Origin of the sequence: Paenarthrobacter sp. NPDC089307 (genome assembly GCF_040685055.1) — a bacterium.
In the GTDB taxonomy this organism is placed as follows: domain Bacteria; phylum Actinomycetota; class Actinomycetes; order Actinomycetales; family Micrococcaceae; genus Arthrobacter.
This window is the reverse complement of the sequence record NZ_JBFBHE010000003.1, coordinates 107,394-126,387: the sequence shown is the minus strand read 5'-3', so window position 1 is coordinate 126,387 and position 18,994 is coordinate 107,394. Positions and strand designations below refer to the sequence as shown.

At 64.3% G+C, this 18,994-nt stretch carries 17 protein-coding genes and 1 riboswitch; of the genes, 13 read left to right on the top strand and 4 right to left on the bottom strand.

Annotated elements, in window-relative coordinates; all coding sequences use genetic code 11:
* Positions 1-106: 106 nt before the first annotated feature.
* The 3 genes from AB0N72_RS08070 to AB0N72_RS08060 all read left to right on the top strand — a co-directional run bounded on the left by AB0N72_RS08070 (position 107) and on the right by AB0N72_RS08060 (position 2,637).
* A complete protein-coding gene (locus AB0N72_RS08070; RefSeq protein WP_363934359.1) occupies positions 107-955 on the top strand; it encodes an isocitrate lyase/phosphoenolpyruvate mutase family protein in 849 nt (282 codons plus the stop codon).
* 109 nt (positions 956-1,064) lie between these two features.
* Positions 1,065-2,117 (top strand): hypothetical protein, encoded by a 1,053-nt coding sequence (locus tag AB0N72_RS08065; RefSeq protein ID WP_363934357.1) that lies wholly within the window; start codon positions 1,065-1,067, stop codon positions 2,115-2,117.
* Entirely contained in the window at positions 2,098-2,637 is a 540-nt protein-coding gene (locus AB0N72_RS08060) for a hypothetical protein (protein WP_363934356.1), read from the top strand. The genes AB0N72_RS08065 and AB0N72_RS08060 overlap by 20 nt, the downstream gene beginning before the upstream one ends.
* A gap of 32 nt (positions 2,638-2,669) precedes the next feature.
* Here AB0N72_RS08060 and AB0N72_RS08055 read toward each other — a convergent pair whose 3' ends face one another.
* Together AB0N72_RS08055 and AB0N72_RS08050 are read right to left on the bottom strand one after the other, a co-directional pair.
* Positions 2,670-3,509, bottom strand: a complete 840-nt coding sequence (locus tag AB0N72_RS08055; RefSeq protein ID WP_363934355.1) for a hypothetical protein — start codon at positions 3,507-3,509, stop codon at positions 2,670-2,672.
* Between the two features lie 167 nt (positions 3,510-3,676).
* Positions 3,677-4,243, bottom strand: a complete 567-nt coding sequence (locus AB0N72_RS08050) for an NAD(P)H-dependent oxidoreductase (RefSeq protein ID WP_363934353.1) — start codon at positions 4,241-4,243, stop codon at positions 3,677-3,679.
* A gap of 121 nt (positions 4,244-4,364) precedes the next feature.
* Here AB0N72_RS08050 and AB0N72_RS08045 point away from each other — a divergent pair, with 121 nt between their 5' ends.
* The 9 genes from AB0N72_RS08045 to AB0N72_RS08005 all read left to right on the top strand — a co-directional run bounded on the left by AB0N72_RS08045 (position 4,365) and on the right by AB0N72_RS08005 (position 14,723).
* Positions 4,365-4,979: a TetR/AcrR family transcriptional regulator gene (locus AB0N72_RS08045; RefSeq protein ID WP_363934352.1), complete on the top strand. Its 615-nt coding sequence runs from the start codon at positions 4,365-4,367 to the stop codon at positions 4,977-4,979.
* A 312-nt stretch (positions 4,980-5,291) separates the two neighbouring features.
* Positions 5,292-6,275, top strand: coding sequence for an ABC transporter permease (locus tag AB0N72_RS08040; protein WP_363934351.1), 984 nt, complete (start codon positions 5,292-5,294; stop codon positions 6,273-6,275).
* Positions 6,275-7,237, top strand: a complete 963-nt coding sequence (locus AB0N72_RS08035) for an ABC transporter permease (RefSeq protein WP_363934350.1) — start codon at positions 6,275-6,277, stop codon at positions 7,235-7,237. Before AB0N72_RS08040 ends, AB0N72_RS08035 begins: the two co-directional genes overlap by 1 nt.
* Entirely contained in the window at positions 7,234-9,393 is a 2,160-nt protein-coding gene (locus AB0N72_RS08030) for an ABC transporter ATP-binding protein (RefSeq protein WP_363934349.1), read from the top strand. The genes AB0N72_RS08035 and AB0N72_RS08030 overlap by 4 nt, the downstream gene beginning before the upstream one ends.
* Positions 9,394-9,470: 77 nt before the next feature.
* Positions 9,471-11,201, top strand: a complete 1,731-nt coding sequence (locus AB0N72_RS08025; RefSeq protein ID WP_363934348.1) for an ABC transporter family substrate-binding protein — start codon at positions 9,471-9,473, stop codon at positions 11,199-11,201.
* Between the two features lie 189 nt (positions 11,202-11,390).
* Positions 11,391-12,437, top strand: coding sequence for a Gfo/Idh/MocA family oxidoreductase (locus tag AB0N72_RS08020; RefSeq protein ID WP_363934346.1), 1,047 nt, complete (start codon positions 11,391-11,393; stop codon positions 12,435-12,437).
* Positions 12,438-12,578: 141 nt separating this feature from the next.
* Positions 12,579-13,292: a hypothetical protein gene (locus AB0N72_RS08015; protein ID WP_363934345.1), complete on the top strand. Its 714-nt coding sequence runs from the start codon at positions 12,579-12,581 to the stop codon at positions 13,290-13,292.
* 88 nt (positions 13,293-13,380) lie between these two features.
* Entirely contained in the window at positions 13,381-13,932 is a 552-nt protein-coding gene (locus tag AB0N72_RS08010) for a sigma-70 family RNA polymerase sigma factor (RefSeq protein ID WP_363934343.1), read from the top strand.
* The gene (locus AB0N72_RS08005; protein WP_363934342.1) at positions 13,929-14,723 is read left to right on the top strand and encodes a hypothetical protein; all 795 of its coding nucleotides are present in this window, start codon (positions 13,929-13,931) and stop codon (positions 14,721-14,723) included. The genes AB0N72_RS08010 and AB0N72_RS08005 overlap by 4 nt, the downstream gene beginning before the upstream one ends.
* 122 nt (positions 14,724-14,845) lie before the next feature.
* On the opposite strand, the gene ald is transcribed toward AB0N72_RS08005, so the two are convergent.
* Positions 14,846-15,964, bottom strand: a complete 1,119-nt coding sequence (gene ald / locus AB0N72_RS08000; protein ID WP_363934340.1) for an alanine dehydrogenase — start codon at positions 15,962-15,964, stop codon at positions 14,846-14,848.
* Positions 15,965-16,172: 208 nt separating this feature from the next.
* Here ald and AB0N72_RS07995 point away from each other — a divergent pair, with 208 nt between their 5' ends.
* A complete protein-coding gene (locus tag AB0N72_RS07995; RefSeq protein WP_363934338.1) occupies positions 16,173-17,387 on the top strand; it encodes a helix-turn-helix domain-containing protein in 1,215 nt (404 codons plus the stop codon).
* A 188-nt stretch (positions 17,388-17,575) separates the two neighbouring features.
* Here AB0N72_RS07995 and AB0N72_RS07990 read toward each other — a convergent pair whose 3' ends face one another.
* Positions 17,576-18,784, bottom strand: a complete 1,209-nt coding sequence (locus AB0N72_RS07990) for a hypothetical protein (RefSeq protein WP_363934337.1) — start codon at positions 18,782-18,784, stop codon at positions 17,576-17,578.
* 14 nt (positions 18,785-18,798) lie between these two features.
* A riboswitch (cyclic di-AMP (ydaO/yuaA leader) is annotated at positions 18,799-18,951 on the bottom strand.
* Positions 18,952-18,994: the final 43 nt, after the last annotated feature.

The window sequence follows — 18,994 nt, the reverse complement described above, 5'->3', positions numbered from 1 at the left end:
AGGATACTCCCCGATGTTGCTAATTAGGCAACACTTGTTTTCAAGCACGGCACGCGTTTTGCTGTCCGTGCTTTACGGCGCGGGCCTGAGCGGCTGGAATGTAGCTATGACAGCACACCGGGGATCCGTGACAAAAGCCGAGCACTTCCACAGACTGCATGATGCCGGACCCACGCCGTTGGTGCTGGTGAACGTCTGGGACGCGGCTTCCGCCCGCGTTGTCCAGGAAGCCGGCGCGACGGCGATCGCCACCTCGAGTTCCGCCGTTTCCTGGAGCTTGGGCTTCCGGGATGGCGACCACGTGCCGTGGGGCTTGGCGATGGCGGCGCTGGGCCGGGTGGTGGGCGCTACCTCGTTGCCGGTAACTGCGGATATCGAGACCGGCTACGGACGCACCGATGACGAACTCCGTGCAACCGTCCATGCCGTATTGGACGCCGGAGCTGTGGGAATCAACATCGAAGATTCCGCTCAGGAGCCGCTCACCGACATCGACGAGCAGTCGCGTCGCATCGCCCTGATCCGTTTGGTGGCGGACGAACGCGGCATCCCTTTGTTCATCAACGCCCGCACGGACACCTACCTGTCCGGCCAGTTCCCCGACACGGCCTACGACGAAACCCTCCGGCGTGCCGAGTCGTACATCATCGCGGGGGCCAACGGGATCTTCGTGCCCGGCGTCGTCGATTTGCACGTCCTTCACGAGCTTTCCGGCCGGATTCCGGCGCCGCTGAACGCGCTGGCGGGCGTTGGCGCTCCGTCGCCCCTTGAACTGCACGACGCCGGTGTCCGTCGCGTCAGCATTGGAGGCAACACCGCCAAAGCCGCCTACGCAAAGGTGGCGCGGGTGGCCACGGAGATCCTCGGTGACGGAAATTGGGCGGGCCTTGCCGGCACCCGCAGCCACGACGAAATGGATGCGTTGTTCCAGCAGGGACCCAAATACAGCCTCTAGCCGGCCCGACAGTAAACGCACGACGGCGGCGCCCGGCTTTATTGTCGGACCTCGCCGATACCTTGGGTAAAGAAGCTAAGAAGCTAAGAAGCTCGTGAGGGGAGGGCGCATGGCACGGCGCAGTGTGCAGTTCTGGCGGATTGAGCAGCTGAATGGGGATGAGCTCAGCCGTCCGTTTCCTGCGCGCCGTGTGGTCGGCGTCCTGAAAAAGGCCCAGGACGCCGGAACGGACCGCCACTTCACAAGTGCGGACGGAACGGTGCTGCTCGCAGGGGCGGTGGCGTCATCGCCTATCCCTGTGCTGATCCTTGACCGGGTTCGGGAGACCAACCTGCCGAGTGTTGGCGATGCGCTCGGCCGGCGCAAGGCGTTGCCCTTGGCACCGGGAGATCATCTGCTGGAAACCACCTACTTCGCGTTCCTCAAGCGCAACGTCATTGCCGTGCTGACCAGCGGAAACGGCCCCAGGGCGGCCCGGATGGGGGAGTACCTCGAGGGAATGCTGGGGCTGGAGCCGGTTCTGGTTCCGGTGGTGCGCGAGGATATCGAGGAGATCCTGGCACGTCTGGAGGTGAGCCGCTTTGAGTTCGCCCTTCCTGCCGAGCGCCTGTCCGGGAAGCTCATGGAGGGTGAATGGGCTGACGTGCTGGACAGTGCGTCCCGGCTGATGAACCAGGGAACATTCCGCATTTCCTTGAGCGTCGGAAGGTCAGGCAGTGCGAACGAGAAGCAGGGTATCCGGGAGCGCATTCAGCGGTTGATCGATTCCTTCCGCCAGGCCGGTTCCGTGGAGCATTTCGATTACGTTGTGGCCGAGGGCAAGGACTCGTTGACTGGCGAGCGAGAGGTAGTGGATTTGTTGAAGGAGCGGTTCATCTCCCACATCGAGGTGGATCCGGATGTTTTCAACGACCCCCAAAAGTCCACTGAGGAGGCAATTTCGATCCTCAACAAGCAGGCCAGGGACAACGAAGCATTCTTCGCAAGGACCTTGCCGGAGATCAAGGGTTCGGCCGATAACGCCCTGGTGCCGGACATCGTCGCCGGTGGAATGGCCACGGTTCGAGCTGCCTTGGCTGCGGCCGTGGTGAGCGCTGAGGAAGAGACCCAAGCGAGCGGTGAACCCCACGACGGAGCGGGCCATGAGCTTGTACGAGGTTGATGTTGAACGCACCGGTCGCCGCAGGACCCTGTGGCGGTGGTTTCTGCTGCATCCCACCGCCGACTTTCTGTGGGCCGGCGTGGTTGTCGTTCTCTGGGTGGGTATCGCTGCTGTGGCACGTCAACCCCTGATGTTGGAACATGTCGACGCCGGTACACGGCGGGCGCTGTTCCAGACACTCGCAACCTTGGCGGGTGCTACCGCTGGGCTCACGCTCACCAGTGTTTCCATGCTGATCAACGTCCTTGGCAAGAAAGCATCGCCCGGGCAACGCGAGCTACCCTTGGAAAGGCTCTCGGCAACCCATCGCCGCCAAATTGGCGAGGTCTTCCTGTTCGCCATTCCCGGGCTGGGCCTGCTGGTGGTGGCAGCCTTGGTAACGGTTGTCCTGGAAGGAGATGCGCCCACCGGCCTGTGGATTCCCGAAGCGCTGGTCTTCGTGTTGGCGTTTTCCTCGGTACTGGCTTTGCTGCGCGTGGCTTGGGCGCTCCGGCGGGTACTGGCAATCGCGACTGCCTAGCCGTAGCCAAATCCGCTACAGCCAGCACCTCCTCACCGCACGCTCAACGCCTCCGTCAGTGTCCTGCCGTTGATGTAGATCTCGGCCCGAGACGCCCCAGTGGCGGACACAACCGTATGGGTCAACTGGGCCTGGATGCGGGGAATGTCGCAGACACCGCCTGGTCGGAGCGTTCCGCTAAGGTTCACCACCACAGTGGAACCACTCATGTACCCGGAAAGGAACGTCAGCGACGAGTCCGCCAACGAATCGTAGAGTGCGGCGTCGCTGTCCACTGGCATGCCGGCTTTCAGCAACCGTCCCAGCGCGATGGACAGCGGGTCGCCCGGAACAGCCACCCCGCGCACGGGGACCAGGCTGTCGTTGCAGCCGAACCGCACACCGCGCGCCCCGCCGTCGTCGATTGCGACGTAGTAAACCGCCGGCCCGGAAGCCTCCGAAGCCACCGGAACCGCCGTGGCCGTTGCCGAAGGTTCGGGCGCGCTGGTGCCCGGTTCCGGCGAAGGCTCGACGACGGGAACCGGCTTGGTGGTGCTTGGTGCGGGGCTGCTGGGTGGGGCAGGCGCTGGTGTCGGAGCGGAACTCGAGGCAGGGGGCGGCTCGGCGGGGACCGCAACGGAGGGAACACCTGGCCCGGGGGTCACCACCGTGGAAGGGGGAGAAGCCGCGGGCGGGATGCTGGGCGGTACGGACGGGGGCGCCAGCACGGACACGGTGGGGAGAGGGGCGGCGCTCGGGAGAGGCGCAGCTTCGGGAGTCGGGGTGCAGCCGGCAATCCACAGGCCGAAAGCGAGGCAGGCAGCCGTGATCGTCGTCGTACTTTTTGGTCCCCGTCCGGCATGCATGACAGCCCCGCGCTCCTGTCCGTCCACCTGTATCTCCAACGTTAGGGCTGGAAGCCGGGAGGCGAAATGCCGTTACGGTGACGGTTCGGACAAGAGTTGGTCACGCCACGGGCAGAAGCGGGCAGAAGCAGGCAGAAGCAGAAAATGCCCCCGCCCCGCAAGCTGCGGAACGGGGGCATCAGTCCGGTGAATGACTAGGCTGCTGCTTCTTCGTCCTGGGCGGCGGTCAGCGGCTCGAAGATACCCTTGATCTGCTCTACGACCTCGGCGTCGTCCTTCGGGTGCAGTTCAGCGAAACGGATCATGGAACCCGGGACGGCCAGCTTGACGTCCTCGAGGACCTTGGCGCCGGCGATGCCGACGGCCTTGCGGGCCTCATCCTGGGCCCAGACGCCACCGTACTGCCCGAAGGCGGTTCCGACGACGGCGGTCGGCTTGCCTGCAAGGGCACCGGCGCCGAAGGGGCGGGACAGCCAGTCGATGGCGTTCTTCAGCGAGGCCGGCACGGTGCCGTTGTGCTCCGGGGTGACCAGCAGGAGGGTGTCGGCGTTGGCGGCTGCGGCGCGGAGGGCAGCGGCTTCAGCGGGGACCTGGCCTTCGACATCGATGTCTTCGTTGTAGAAGGGGATGTTGCCCAGGGAATCGTGGATCTGCACCTCAACGGTTTCGGGTGCGTTCAGCTGGATGGCCTCGGCGAGCTTCTTGTTGTGGGAATCGGCGCGCAGGCTGCCGACGAGGGTCAGGACGGTGCTCTTGGACATGGTGTCTCCTTGTGTCGGGCCGGGGGTTGCTTTCCGGCCTGCGGTTTCTGGGCTTTGAAGCCTTCACCGATACTAAACGGACCACGGTCCGGTTTCTATTCCCGGGTCTAGAATGTTTCTTGTGAGCTTCATCCCCCTCCAGCCCGATGCGCCATTGGGGACGCCCGGGCTACCGCACGAGCGCAGCGATGCCGCCCGGAACCGCGAGCGCCTTCTGTGTGCTGCCCGCGAGTTGGTGGACGAGTTCGGCGCGGAAGCCCTGACCATGGACGCGCTCGCGTGCAAGGCCAAGGTGGGCAAGGGGACCGTCTTCCGCCGTTTCGGCAGCCGGGCGGGCCTCATGATGACCCTGTTGAGTGATGCTGAGTCGGAGTTCCAGCGTGGTTTCATGTTCGGGCCACCGCCGCTGGGTCCGGGCGCTTCTCCGGCGGATCGCTTGGTGGCTTTTGGCGAGGGTCGGATCTACTTCGTCCTCGAAAACGGTGAACTGCTCAGGGCCGCTGGTGCTGCGACGCGCAACCGGTTCGATGTCCCCGCCACCAAGCTTTCGCACCGGCATATGGAGGTCTTGTTGCGGGAGGCCGGCATCGCAGATCCCTGGGTCATGGCGATGTCCCTGACCTATGCGCTGGACCCGGAAAGGATCGTCGACGACGTGCGGGTCCGTGGCGTGTCGCCGCGGCGGCTCACCGATTCGTGGCGTGAGCTCATCACCCGGCTCCTGAAGGCTTCCTAGCGGGCAGTAGCTGCACGGTTTCCCAGAGTGGCGCGCAATAGGTGGCGCCGCCGTCGTTATCGTGACGCAGCGTGCACATAACAATCTGGCTGCAGGCGCTAAAGTGCCACCGTGGAAGCAAAACGTGAAGCACTTATTGTGGTAGTTTCCTCTTGAATGTGACCCATGCCATACACGGCCCGGTGATCACTGAAGGGGCGTTGGGGGACCCAAACCACCCGCTGCGCCATTTCGTAGCTGACGCCGGCCACAGCCGGGAACCGCGGAAGGACGAGCTTTGAGTTTTGCCACGATTCGGGGCAGCCGCCCGACATGCTGAAATATCTGCTGAAGCGCTCAGGCATCTACCTGATCATGATCTTCCTGACCACAAGTGCCGGGTATTTCCTGGCAGTCTCGTCCCTCAAACCGGCTGTCCTCGAGCAAGAAAAAATCCCACGGCCAACTCCCGAGCAGGTAGCCGCATCCTTCCGGGGACTCGGCCTGGACCCGGACAAGAACGCCTGGGAGCGCTACGTCGAGTGGCTGGGCGGCATTGTCACCCGCTGGGACTGGGGCCGCAGTCCGAACGGCGCGTACGTCAACGCTGAATTCGCGGACCGCGTGATGGTCTCCACCCGCCTTTTCATCGCGTCGATCATCCTCACCTTGATCATTGGCGTGGCCCTGGGCGTGTATTCCGCCGCCCGCCAGTACAAATTCCAGGACCGCGCCATTACGTCCTACAGCTACCTGGTCCATATCCTCCCTGCGCCCATCGCCTATTTCCTGGTGCAGCTGGGCGCCATCAGCATCAATGAGGCCGTTGGCGAGCGCATCTTCTTCGTCACGGGAATTTCGACGCCAGGAATTGACCCTGGCTGGCCGGCTTTCGTCGACCTTGTGGCCCACTACGCCGTGCCCACCTTCGCGATGACCGTCTTCGGTTGGGCGGGCTACCAGATCGCGCAACGGCAATACCTCCTGGACAACGTCAACGCGGACTTCGTCCGCACTGCCCGGGCCAAAGGGCTGACCCGAAACCAGGCCATCAGGAAGCACGCCTTGCGGGTCTCCTTCATTCCGGTGGCCCAAAGCATCGCGTTCACCATCCCCGCGATCTTCACGGGCGGCTTCTTCGCCGAGGCCATCTTCGCCTGGCCAGGCATCGGACTGTGGAGCATCCAGTCCATCGGCCTGCAGGACGTCAACGTAGCTACTGCCACGCTGGCTTACGGCTCGGTCATCTTCGCCATCGGCGCCATCCTGGCCGACTTCGCCACCACGCTGGTCGACCCACGAGTGAGGGTCCAGTAATGACAAATATCATTGACCCGATCGCAGAGATCGACGAGTCCCGCGTAGCTGACCAGGACGTCGTGATCGGCAAGTCCCGCATCATTTTCCGTCGCTTCATGCGCAACCGGACCGCCGTCGCCGGTTTGTTCATTTTCCTGGCGTTGTTCCTGTTTTCCCTTTTCGGCGGATTCCTGACGCCGTGGGACAAGGACACGATTGATCCCTTGAACATCGGTATGCCGCCGTCTCCGGACCATTTGCTGGGCACGACACAGGCCGGCATCGACCTCATGGCCCTCATTGTCGAGGGCACCAGGATTTCGATTTTCATCGGCCTCATTGTTGGCGGCGTATCAGTCCTCATTTCCGCCGTCTACGGCTGCACCATGGCGTTCTTCGGGGGCAAGGTGGACGCCACCATGTTGTTCATCCTCGAGGCACTCATCATGATGCCCGCCATCCTGGTGGTGGCTGTGGCAACCAGCGGCAGCGGTGGCCTCAAGAACCTGCCCAGCTGGCTCCTGCTGATCGTGGTCCTGCTGTTCTTCAGCTGGATGGGCACCGCCCGTCTTGTGCGCTCACTGTCCATGTCCCTGATGCAGCGCGATTACGTCAAAGCAGCTAAGTACATGGGCGTCCCGTCCCGCAGGATCGTGTGGCGCCACTTGGTCCCGAACATCGGCTCCTTGCTGGTGCTCGACTTCACCCGCGGCATCACCGGTGCTGTGCTGGCCGAAGTCGCCTTCTCCTTCATCGGCATCGGCATCAAGCTCCCTGACGTCAGCCTCGGTGTCCTGATCGGCCAAGCTACCGGCCAGGTGTCCTCCTTCCCGTGGATGTTCTGGGTCCCCCTGACTGTCATGTTCCTGCTGACGGGGTCGCTGGCCATGATGAACGATGGCCTCCGTGACGCTTTCGACCCCAGCTCCAGCTCGATCGGCCGGGCGAAGAACAAGACTGCAAAGGTGACCAACAAATGAGCACCAACATCACCCCCGCTGAGCGTCTTCGCGACGCCGGACTCTATGCCCCCGGCGATGCAGTCCTGAGCGTCCGCGACCTCAACGTCCGCTTCAACTCCGAAAACGGCGTGGTCCACGCTGTCCGGGGCGTGGATTTCGACCTCCTGCCCGGCAAAACCCTGGGCATCGTGGGCGAGTCCGGATCCGGCAAGTCGGTCACTTCCATGGCCATCATGGGCCTTCTCCCCGAGACTGCGGACATCACCGGCTCCGTGCGCTTCAAAGGCAAGGAACTGCTCGGCCTGAGCGACAAAGCCATGTGCAAACACCGCGGCAGCGACATCTCCATGGTGTTCCAGGACCCGCTGTCCTCGCTGACGCCCGTCTACACGGTTGGCACCCAGATCATTGAGGCGCTGACGGTCCACAACCCCACCATGAGCAAGCAGGCCAAAGAAGCCCGCGCCGTCGACCTTTTGCGGATGGTGGGCATCCCGAGCCCCAAGGACCGGCTGAAAGCCTTCCCGCACGAGTTCTCGGGCGGCATGCGCCAGCGCGTCATGATCGCCATCGCGATCGCCAACGATCCGCGGGTACTCATTGCCGATGAACCCACGACGGCGCTCGACGTCACCATCCAGGCGCAGGTGCTCGAAGTCCTGCACACCGCGCAGGAGGAAACCGGGGCCGCCGTCGTCATGATCACGCACGACCTCGGCGTCGTGGCTGGCATGGCCGACGACATCATGGTGATGTACGCGGGCAAACCGGTGGAAACCGGAACCGTGCAGGACATCTACTACAACCCGCGGATGCCATACACCCTGGGCCTGCTCGGCGCCGTTCCGCGCGTGGACACGGCCACCAAGCAGTCGCTGGTGCCAATCGAGGGAACGCCCCCAAACCTGGCGCTGCCCGTGACCGGATGCTCGTTCGCGGCCCGCTGCCCGCTGGTCAGCGACGCCTGCCTGCACGGCGAGCCGGAGCTGTTCCCTGTACCCGGAACGGACGGCCAGACTCTGGGACACAAGGCGGCCTGCATCAAATCCGAGGAGTTGTCGGGCAACGCGGACGCGCACCGGATCTTCCATGCGCCGCCCAAGCCCGTGTCAAAGTTCGACGGCGTCACCCGCCACGAGCGCGAAAAGGTCCTGGAACTCAAGGACGTGAAGAAGCACTTCCCACTGCTCAAGGGTGCCTTGATCAAGCGACGGATCGGGACGGTCAAAGCCGTGGACGGGCTGAGCTTCGACATCCGCGAGGGTGAGTGCGTTTCTATCGTTGGCGAGTCCGGTTGCGGCAAGACCACCACCCTCCTGGAAATCATGGAGTTCCACCCGGACCAGGTGGGCGAGGTAGTGATCGGCGGCGTCAGCAACAAGGCGGCAACCAATCACAAAACCACCATGGCCATGCGCAAAGAGATGCAGATGGTGTTCCAGGACCCCACGGGCGCCTTGGACCCCCGCTTCACGGTGTACGAAGTCCTGGCCGAACCCCTTGAGAATTTGGGGATGCCCAAGGCCGCCATCAAGAAGCGGATCATGGAGCTCATGAAGCTGGTGGGCCTGCAGCCGGACCATGTCAACCGCTTCCCCAACCAGTTCTCCGGCGGCCAACGCCAACGCATCGGAATTGCCCGCGCGCTCGCCGTCAATCCCAAGCTCGTGGTCCTGGACGAGCCTGTGTCGGCGCTGGATGTTTCCGTCCAGGCCGGGGTGATCAACCTCTTGGACAAGCTCCGCGCCGAACTTGGCCTCAGCTACCTCATGGTGGCCCACGATCTCTCAGTGGTCCGCCACATCTCGGACCGCGTGGCCGTGATGTACCTGGGCAAGATCGTGGAAACCGGGGATGTGGACGACGTCTTCGACAACCCACGGCACCCCTACACGCGAGCCTTGCTGTCCGCGATCCCGGTGCCCGACCCCGAGCTGGAACGGACCCGTGAACGCATCATCCTGCAGGGCGATCTGCCGAGCCCGCTTGACGCGCCCAAGGGATGCAACTTCGCCACACGCTGCCCAGTGTTCGCCGCTCTTCCTGCCGCCAAGCAGGAGAAGTGCCTTACCCTGGAGCCGCCACTGGCGTCGGAGAAGGAAGGCGGACAGGACTTCGCCTGCTTCTTCCCGGATGGAGAAATTGATGCCGACATGCTGGTGGTGCATGCCTGACGACATATGACGCATCCAGTAAATCCTTGGTCTCACTCGTACATGAAATTTCAGTCGTACAACATGAAGGGCACACCATGAAGAAGTACACGACGATCGGCGGCGTAGCTGTTGCAGCGGCGCTGATGCTGACCGCATGCGGCGGCGGGGGAACGCCGTCGGGTCCGGCCTCCCAGAAGGCAGAAGCAGCAGGCGGCGACATCAGCAAGCTGATCAGCGTCAATGCAAAGGAAGCAAAGGACCTGGAACAGGGCGGCACGGTCACTCTGGCCGTGGGCAGCATCGGACCGGATTTCAACGGCTTCTCCAATGTGGGCAACAGCGCCGACACCTCTGCTGTCTTGACGCCGGTCAACACAGCCGCCATCAGCAGCGGCGGCATCGGTGGTTGCTGGAAGCTTGACTTCAATGGCAAGGCTGAGCCGAACAAGGACTTCTGCGAAGACGTCAAGAGCGAAGTCAAGGATGGCAAGCAGACCATCACCATTAAGGTCAACGACAAAGCCACGTGGAACGATGGCACTCCCATCGATGTGAAGACCTTCGAAAATACGTGGAAGATGCTTCGCGGCGAGGACAAGTCCATCGACATCGTCACCGCAGGTAACTACGCTTACGTGGATTCCGTGAAGGCCGGGGCCAACGACAAGGAAGTCATTGTCACCACCACGCAGCCTGTTTACCCGCTGGATTCGCTGTTCTTCGGCCTGATTCACCCGGCCATCAACACGCCGGAAATCTTTAACACCGGTTTCGCCGGCAACATGCACCCGGAATGGATGGCTGGCCCGTTCAAGGTGGAGAACTACGACACCACGGCCAAGACTGTCACCATGGTCCCCAACGACAAGTGGTGGGGCCAGAAGCCGGTCCTCGACAAGGTGGTCTGGCGCCAAATGGAACCGAGCGCCACCATCGCAGCCTTCAAGAACGGTGAAATCGACGCCACCAGTGGTCGTACGCTTGGCCGCTACAAGCAGCTCGAAGGAACCAAGGATGCAGATGTACGCCGGGGCCAGCGTCTCTTCGCGGGCGGCCTGAACCTTAACGCCAAACGCCCCGCGCTGACGGATGTCGCCGTGCGCAAGGCTATCTTCACCGCCGTCGACCGCAAAGCCATCCGGGACGTACGCTTCAACGGCTTGAACTGGTCCGAAGAAAGCTCGGGCTCCATGATGCTCATGCCGTTCTCCGAGTACTACCAGGACAACTACCCCGTAAAGGAGACCGGCGCCGACGCTGCCAAGAAGGTCCTCACAGACGCTGGCTACACCGCCAACGACAAGGGCATTATGGCCAAGGACGGCGTCCCCGTATCCTTCAAGATCACCAACTTCGGTGACGATCCCACTACGGCTGCTACATCGCAGACCCTGCAGAAGCAGCTCCAGGCAGCGGGCATGGATGTGTCCATTGACCAGCGCGGTGACGCTGACTTCGGCAAGGTAGTTGGTTCGCGCGAGTTTGATGTGACCATCTCGGGATACACCGTAGGCCCGGATGCCACTGATGCCGTGAAGCAGTACTACGATTCCACCACCAATGAAAACGGCTTGGGAGATGCTGAGCTCGACGCCGAAATCAAGCGTCTCTCCACAGTGGCGGACAACGCCGAGCGCAACAAGGCGGCCATGGACGTGGAAAAGAAGCACATGGAGAAGTACTTCTCCATGGGTACCGTCCTGAACGGGCCGGAGATCCAGTTCGTGCAGAAGGGCCTGGCCAACTACGGTCCGTCCCTGTTCAAGAGCCTCTCCAACGTTCCGGACTGGACCACCCTCGGCTGGGAAAAGGGCGCCAAGAAGTAGCCCCCACGCTGTAGTTTCCTGAAGGCCGGGCCCTTCCGAACCAGTTGATCGGTTCGGAAGGGCCCGGCCTTCGCCGTCCCCCAACCCTCCTTCACATCCCACGTGCTTCCGGCGGGCGCTCGCTCATAAGGTGAAGGAGGGTTCGCGGGAAGGGGTTATTACATGAGCGAGGGTCGGTAGCCTTGGGGCATGACTTCCAAGCCGATCCGCACCGCCGTCGCAGGTTTTGGGCTTTCGGGCAGCGTGTTCCACGCGCCGTTCATCGCTGCCAATCCCGCCTACGAACTTGCCGTCATCGCAACCTCGGACGAAACAAGGCAAGCCAAAGCCAGGGACAAGTACCCCCATGCCAGGATCGTCGACACCCCGGAAGACATCCTGGCTCTTGCCGGGCAGTTGGACCTCATCGTTCTCGGCACGCCGCCCGCAACCCACTTCCCGCTGGCAAAAGCCGCGCTGGAAGCCGGGCTCGATGTCGTCGTCGACAAGCCGTTCGTGATCCACAGCGCCCAAGGCGAGGAACTGATCCAACTCGCCGCCACGCTGGGCCGCGTCCTTACCGTGTACCAGAACCGGCGGTGGGACGGCGATGCGCTCACCGTGCAGAAACTGCTCGACGCCGGGACGCTGGGTACCGTGACCCGGGTCGAGCTGGGGATGGAGCGCTGGGCGCCGCAGATCGCCAAGGCGTGGAAGGCCAGTGCCACGGCAGAGGACGGCGGCGGGGTGTTGTTCGATCTCGGCACCCACGTTCTGGACCTCGCCCTCCGCTTCTTTGGCCCGGCAACCGTGACTTATGCGGAAATCCAGGCGCGCCGTCCGCAGGAAAGCGCCGACGACGACGTTTTCCTGGTTCTCCAGCACGATTCAGGCGTCCTCAACCATGTCACCCTCAACCTCAGCAGCCACGTGCAGGGCCCGCGTTTCCGGATCCTCGGCACCGATGGCGGGTTCGTGAAGTTCGGTACCGACCCGCAGGAGCCGTTTGTCCTGGGAGGCGGGCTGCCCACGGACCCGGCGTACGGCGTCGAACCCGAAGAAAACTACGGCACGCTGGAAGTGGACGGCCAGCGGACCACCATCCCCACCGAGCGCGGCGCGTATCCGGAGTTTTACCGTCTCCTTGCGGAAAAACTCGACGACGGCGGCACCGCCTCCCAGCGCCCCCTGCCGGTGGATCCAGCCGGTCCCGTGGAGGTCCTGAAGCTGATCGAACAAGCCCGGGCATTGGCCTAGGAAAAAATTTTTGGACAAGGCGTAACCTCGCGGGCGGTCCCAGCGATGTAGAGGGAGTGCGGGCCACGTCCGCACGCTGATCATCCGGCAGCCACCCAACAGCTGCCGGGGCAATCCCAAAATCGTTTGTCGGAGGGTTTCATGTCCTTGTTCACTGTCCTTGCCACCAGCAAAGTCGCCGCAGGCGTCCTGGCTGCCGGAGCTGTAGCTGTCGGCGGAACCGGCGTCGCAGCCTTCAATGGCGCACTTCCCACCGAAATCCAGCAGACCGCGCACGACGTCGTTGGCGCCCCTGCACCCCTTGCCACCCAGAAGGCCGCTGAAGCAGCCGAGGCAGCCGAAACTGCCAAGACCAAGGCGAGCGACGCCGTCGAGACCGCCCAGGCAACAGCGAAAGATGCTGCAGAGGCCGGCAAGTCCAAGGCGACGGACGCCGTCAACGCTGCCAAGGCCGACGTCGAAGATGCCACGTCACCTGAGGCATTCGGCCTCTGCACCGCGTTCCTCAACGGCGGCCTCCAGGCCGACACCAAGGTTCCCGGATTCAAGTCCCTGACCATTGCTGCCGGTGGCGAAGCCAACGTCAAGGCACACTGCACCGCAGTGGTGGAAGCCGGCAAGGCTGCCGGCCTGAAGGTCGACGGCAACGCCAAGGCAAACGCCGACGTCGATGCTTCCGTGAAGTCCGGAGTTCCGGCCACGCCGGCGGTTCCGGCAGTCCCCGCCGTGCCTGCTGTTCCGTCCACCCCGGCCGTACCCGCAGTGCCTGCCGTCCCGGCCGTACCGTCCCTGCCCACCCAGGTTCCCACTGAGGTTCCGGCTGTTCACGGCGCACCCGTCGATTCTGTCCGCTAAGCCCACAGCGGCTACGGTTTAACGGCAGGGCTCCTTGGCTTGATGACAAGGAGCCCTGCCACATAACGCGGGATGGAGGCGTCCACGGGTGCTTGAACCCTTGGCTGATGAATACTTGCAGGCGGATCACGACGATCCCGCCCTGCTCTTCACGGCTGCCTACAACGCCTTCTCCGGGCCGGTCTTCGGCTATCTCAAAGCACGGGGCGTGGACGATCCCGAAGCCGTAACTCAGGACGTCTTCCTGGCCCTGTATCCCAAGCTGGACACCCTCCACGGCGGACTCCAGGGGGCCAAGACGTTGCTGTTCACCATGGCGCATGCCCGCATGGTGGACCATTACCGCAAACGCGAACGGACCCCGGACTCCACGCCTTACGAGGCCGACTTTGACGCCCGCCGCACGCCGTCGGCGGAAGACCAGGCCTTCGGGGGAGTAACGGGCCTGGGAGTAACGGCACTTTTGGAGGACCTCGCCGAGGATTACCGGGAGGTCCTGGCACTGAGGGTCGTCGCCGACCTGTCGGTGGAAGAAACTGCGGAGATCATGGGCAAGTCCCAAGGAGCCGTGAAACAACTGCAGCGCAGGGCATTGGGCGCACTGAAAAAACGTGCGCTACTAAGGAACGGCACATCATGAGCGAAAACACTGCACCCCGCCGCGGCAACGACCAGCAGGTCATCGATTCCATGCTGGCGGACGCGGGGCTGGAGGGCAACAGCGATCTGCGCACCGAACTGCTGGCGCTGCGCTCCCTGGCGAACACGGCTCCGTTGCCGTCCGACGCCGTCCGCGCACTGATGGCGGGCGATTCCGCGGCCACGCAACTGATGTCCACCGCGCCTGCGGCCACGCAACTGATGGCTACCGCGCCAGCGGAGGAAACGCAGCAGGCTGCCCCTGCCGACGAGCTGGCCGCGCGGCGAAGGAAGAAGCGGCGCGCAGCCATCGCCGGCCTTGCCGTGGCGGTTTCATTGGCGGGCGGCGCGACGGCGGCGGCGGCCTCGGAGGGCGGCATTCCGGGAGCTTTCCAACACCTTGGCGCGGCCATCGGTTCGGTGGTCTCACAACTTACCCCTGGTTCGGGCAACGCGCCGCAGCCCAGCGCGCCCACTCCGGAACCGGGCCCCGTCCAGCAGGAAAGCCAGCCTGCCGTGGTCCCCGCCCAGCCCGGGACCAACCCTGCCCCGAACACCCCCGCCGGCTCCGACCACGCTGATCCGCGTCCCACGCCGGGCGGGAACCATTCCCAGGCTCCCAAGGCTCCCGCACACCCCGAGCCGGGCAAGGGCGTACTTCCCGCGCCTCCGTCGTTGCCTGTCACACCTCCGGAGATCGACCCTTCCAAGCTTGATCCCTCCAAGCTTGGTCCGTCGGACATTCCCGTGCCGGTTCCCTCGCAGCTGATCCCTTCACTGCCCGCGAAATGACACTTAATGACAATGTTTGCGGGAAACATTGTCATTAAATGCCCACTCGGCGGAGGGGTTAAACCACGACGGCGGGGTGCGGCTTCGTGTGGAAGCCGCACCCCGCCGTCGAGCTTGGCTTACTAGGCGGAAACCAGGCTGTGCCAGTCGTTGACGAGGGGCAGGTTGTGCGCCTCGGAAACGGAGTGGTGTGCCACGTGGCCTGCGGCGATGTTGAGGCCGGCGGCGAGGGCGGGGTCGCGGTCGAACGCGGCCTTGACGCCCAGGTTTGCCAGTGCCACGGCGTAACGCAGGGTGACGTTGGTCAGTGCGTACGTGGAGGTGTTCGGAACAGCGCCAGGCATGTTGGCAACGCAGTAGAAGATCGAGTTGTGGACCTTGTACGTCGGTTCCTGGTGGGTGGTGGGGTGCGTGTCCTCGAAGCAGCCGCCCTGGTCCACTGCGATGTCCACCAGAACCGAGCCCGGCTTCATGCGGGAGACGAGTTCGTTGGTGACCAGCTTGGGAGCCTTGGCGCCCGGGATCAGGACGGAGCCGATCACGAGATCTGCGTCGATGACTGACTTCTCGATCTCGTAGGCGTTGGACGCGACGGTCTTCAGGCGGCCCTGGTAGAGCGCATCGAGTTCGCGGAGCCGGTTGATGTTGATGTCCATGATGGTGACATCGGCACCGAGGCCCAGTGCCATGGCGGCGGCGTTGGTTCCCGCAACACCGGCGCCCAGGACCACAACCTTGGCCGGGCGGACGCCCGGTACGCCGCCCAGGAGGACGCCCTTGCCGCCAGCTGGAGCCATCAGCGAAGACGCGCCGACAACCACGGACAGGCGGCCTGCGACCTCGGACATCGGGGCGAGCAGCGGAAGGGTTCGGCCTTCCTGCACGGTCTCGTAGGCGATGGCCGTGACGCCGGAGTTGATGAGCTCGGCGGTGAGCTCGGGCTCTGCGGCGAGGTGCAGGTAGGTGAAGAGGATCAGGCCCTTGCGGAAGCGGTGGTATTCGGCCGCGATGGGTTCCTTGACCTTCATGACCATGTCGGCGCGGGCCCATACGTCATCGGCTTCGTTGACGATTTCAGCGCCGGCGATCGAGTATTCCTCGTCGGTGATGCCCGAGCCCAGGCCTGCGCCGCGCTCAACCAGGACGGTGTGTCCGTGGGTGCGGAACTCGTGGACGCCGGCAGCGGTAATGGCTACGCGGAACTCGTTGTTCTTGATTTCTTTGGGGACGCCGATGATCATTTACTGGCTCCATCGTTTGCGGCTTGTTGGGCCGAAGATTTGCTGTGGGCTGTGATTCCAGAATAAATCCGGCTGTGAGGCAGGCGACATGGAGCTGGCAGCCGCTGAGGAGCAAAACCCCGGAAAATCAAGGGAGTTTTTGTGCGTAGCTCGACATTTGTCGAGTGCTGGAGCGTCAAGTGTCGCCTGCTGTTGGTACGCTTTTTGGATGCAGCAGGACGTGGAACAGATCGTTGAGCGCGTGGCGCTGAAGCTTGGCCGCGGGCTGTCCCTGGAGGACCTCGACGGCGTCCTGCTCGCCTACAGCTCCAACCAATCCCACGCCGACCGCGTCCGCGTGAACTTCCTGCTCAGCAAGCGCGTCCCCAGCGACGTCAGCGCCTGGCAACTGTCCCACGGCATCTCCACCGCCGTCCGTCCCGTGGTGGTTCCCGCCAACGACGAACTCGGGATGCTGGGCCGCGTTTGCGTGCCGCTGCTGGTCCGCGGTTTCCGCGTGGGCTACTTATGGGTGCAGCAGGACCTTGAGGAGCAAAGCGCGACGGCGATCCTCGCCCAGTTGCCCGGCGTACGTGACGAACTGGACCTGTTGGCCGGCTTGCTCCTGGACTCGAACACAGCCGAGTCCGAGTTCCGGCGCAGGCGCGAGCAGGAGTTCCTCTCGGCATGCGGCGGAGAGTCCAACGCCGTCGCGGCCGTGGCCGGTTGGAAGGAAATCCAAGGCCGCGGTCCCTGGCAACTGGTGACCATCCTGGACGCCGACGGTGCCCGGTCCGACGTCGATCCCATCGCGGCAACCCTCACGCACCGGTCCGCCGCGCTGCAGTCGACCATTGGCGTCAACCCCGCGCTGTTCAGCGCCGGCACGGAAACTCACTCGGTGGTCCTGTTCCGGGAATCCGGCGGCCGGGCCGACCACGCCCAGGTCCTGGTCCACTATCAGCTTGAGCTCGCCAAGCGCGCCGGCAGGACCGTGGACAGGGTCATCCTGGGGATCAGCGAGCCGTTCCACGTGATTCGCCAATTGGCGGGGGCCTACCGCCAGTCCAAGGTTGCCGCCCAGGCTGCCGCTGTGGACGCCCAGCTGGGGGAGTTGGTGGACAGCCGCTCCGTGGGGGTCTACCAGCTCTTTGACCGTTTGCTGGCGCCAGGAGGCTGGGACGACACCGGTTCCGTGCATTTCAGGACGCTCGAGGACCAGGACAAGAACGGTGAACTCCTGCCGGTCCTTGAATTGCTGTATGACAACGACGGCGCGGTTCAGGACGTTGCAGCCAAACTTCACCTCCACAGGAGCAGCATCTACAACCGCCTCGGCCGGATCCGCCAACTTATCGGTGCGGATCCGTTGAATGGCGCGATCCGCCTCGAACTGCACGCTGCGCTGAAGGCGCGACGCTGGGCCGGGAGGCCCCGGATCTGAACCTTGGGCAATCAACGCGGAAGAGGCAGGCACCGTGGGTGCCTGCCTCTTTCGTTTCAGCCTTTAGGAGCGCTTCAGCCGTTGGCAACTCCAGCGGCCCATCCGGCGCCGGAAGGTGGCCGTGCGGCTGCTGCTGCAGTACCTGCCATGCCATCCGGTGTGCACGTTGGTGCGGGGCATCCGGGTGCTCACTGCAACGCCTTTTGGGCGGCGTCAAGGAGTGATTCCAAGGTGCTGGCCTGTGGCTTGACGGTGGCGCTGGGACTGCCGGTTGGCCGGGGCTTGGGGGTCTCGGTCTGCGTCGGAGTCGGCGTCGGAGTGGCAGTCGGCGGAGCCGGTGTGGGCGTCGGCGTCGGGGTTGCCGTGGCCGGCGGTGTGGTGACCGTGTCAGAGGGCACGTCGCTGGGAGCAGGTGCAGGCTGTGCCGGGGCCGGCGTAGCCGTTCCGGGCGCTGGCGCCGCAACTGGCGGCACCGCAGCGGCCGCCGAGGGGACCCAGACAGGGGCAGCCAGCGAGACGTGCGGTGAGGGAACCGACGACGGCGAAACCTCGGCGGGTTCCTCCGGTACCGTGCCAGGCTGGCCCGCCTGGGACGAAGCCGAGCCCGACGAAGATGGGGAGGAGGCCGTGGTGTAGGAAGCGCGGGGTGCCGGGGCGGCCGAGCCCGTTTGCCGGTCCTGGCCGTCCTTGCTGCCGCCGGCTTCCTGAGTGGGGGATTCCTGCCCGAAGAACGGAAGTTCCAACGCTTGCCCCAGCCCGCCTGCAGTCAGCACCAAGCCCAGTGCGCCTGCAATGACTGCCATGCGCTGGCTCATGTGCTTCACGGACGCGGCTTTCTGCAGGACAGCTTGCGGCTCGCGGTCAAAAGCAGATGTAGCCCGGAAGCTTGCTGCGGTCACCGGCGCCGGCGTCACGACGCGGGCTGTTGCCGACGATGATGCTGCGGCGGCTTCCTCGCGTGGAGCAACGACCGGAATGGCTGCGGTGGCCGGTTCAGGCAGATCCTGTTTCGGGCTGGCAGGCCGGACGATGGGAATGGCCGCCGTTGGAGGACCCGGCGTGGTCGACACCGGGGCTGCGGCGGCTTCGATCACTGGAATGGCTGCCGTCGCCGGTTCGGGGAGGGCAGGGCTGCCCGCGTTGGGTTCCACCGGATCTGCGTTGGGTTCCACTGGCTCGATCACGGCCTTGGCTGCCCGTTCCCGCTCAGCGGCCCGGGCGGCCGCGCGCGTGGTGGGGGCGGCTGCGGCTGGTGCCACCTGGGTGGGGATTGCCGCGGTGGCGGCTTCCGGCGTCGTACTTTCTGCTCCGGTGACCTGTCCGCTGGGTTGGGCCCGACGGCGTCCGGTTGGCTTGGTGCGCTCGCGCTCCAGTTGTGCGCGGCGCGAATTTTCCATGGTTGGGGACATGGTTGTTGCCTCTCAACGCCTGCGAGGTTAGCTGTCGGGTTCGGACGAGGCCGTCCGGCCGCGTGGTGCGGCTTCACCCCAAGGGCTTGTGGAGAAAACAAGCCCGGGAAACTGTGGGTCCCCCGTCTCTGCCGCGGGTCTGGCGGATCCTGGATTGCGGCAGAGCCCGGCGTCAATCCAGAAGCGGCCCAGCGGAGA

Coding starts and splice junctions, on each gene's coding strand:
- AB0N72_RS08070 (WP_363934359.1), top strand. CDS start 107: ATGACAGCACACCGGGGATCCGTGACAAAAGCCGAGCACTTCCACAGA.
- AB0N72_RS08065 (WP_363934357.1), top strand. CDS start 1,065: ATGGCACGGCGCAGTGTGCAGTTCTGGCGGATTGAGCAGCTGAATGGG.
- AB0N72_RS08060 (WP_363934356.1), top strand. CDS start 2,098: ATGAGCTTGTACGAGGTTGATGTTGAACGCACCGGTCGCCGCAGGACC.
- AB0N72_RS08050 (WP_363934353.1), bottom strand. CDS start 4,243: ATGTCCAAGAGCACCGTCCTGACCCTCGTCGGCAGCCTGCGCGCCGAT.
- AB0N72_RS08040 (WP_363934351.1), top strand. CDS start 5,292: ATGCTGAAATATCTGCTGAAGCGCTCAGGCATCTACCTGATCATGATC.
- AB0N72_RS08035 (WP_363934350.1), top strand. CDS start 6,275: ATGACAAATATCATTGACCCGATCGCAGAGATCGACGAGTCCCGCGTA.
- AB0N72_RS08030 (WP_363934349.1), top strand. CDS start 7,234: ATGAGCACCAACATCACCCCCGCTGAGCGTCTTCGCGACGCCGGACTC.
- AB0N72_RS08025 (WP_363934348.1), top strand. CDS start 9,471: ATGAAGAAGTACACGACGATCGGCGGCGTAGCTGTTGCAGCGGCGCTG.
- AB0N72_RS08020 (WP_363934346.1), top strand. CDS start 11,391: ATGACTTCCAAGCCGATCCGCACCGCCGTCGCAGGTTTTGGGCTTTCG.
- AB0N72_RS08015 (WP_363934345.1), top strand. CDS start 12,579: ATGTCCTTGTTCACTGTCCTTGCCACCAGCAAAGTCGCCGCAGGCGTC.
- AB0N72_RS08005 (WP_363934342.1), top strand. CDS start 13,929: ATGAGCGAAAACACTGCACCCCGCCGCGGCAACGACCAGCAGGTCATC.
- ald (WP_363934340.1), bottom strand. CDS start 15,964: ATGATCATCGGCGTCCCCAAAGAAATCAAGAACAACGAGTTCCGCGTA.
- AB0N72_RS07995 (WP_363934338.1), top strand. CDS start 16,173: ATGCAGCAGGACGTGGAACAGATCGTTGAGCGCGTGGCGCTGAAGCTT.
- AB0N72_RS07990 (WP_363934337.1), bottom strand. CDS start 18,784: ATGGAAAATTCGCGCCGCGCACAACTGGAGCGCGAGCGCACCAAGCCA.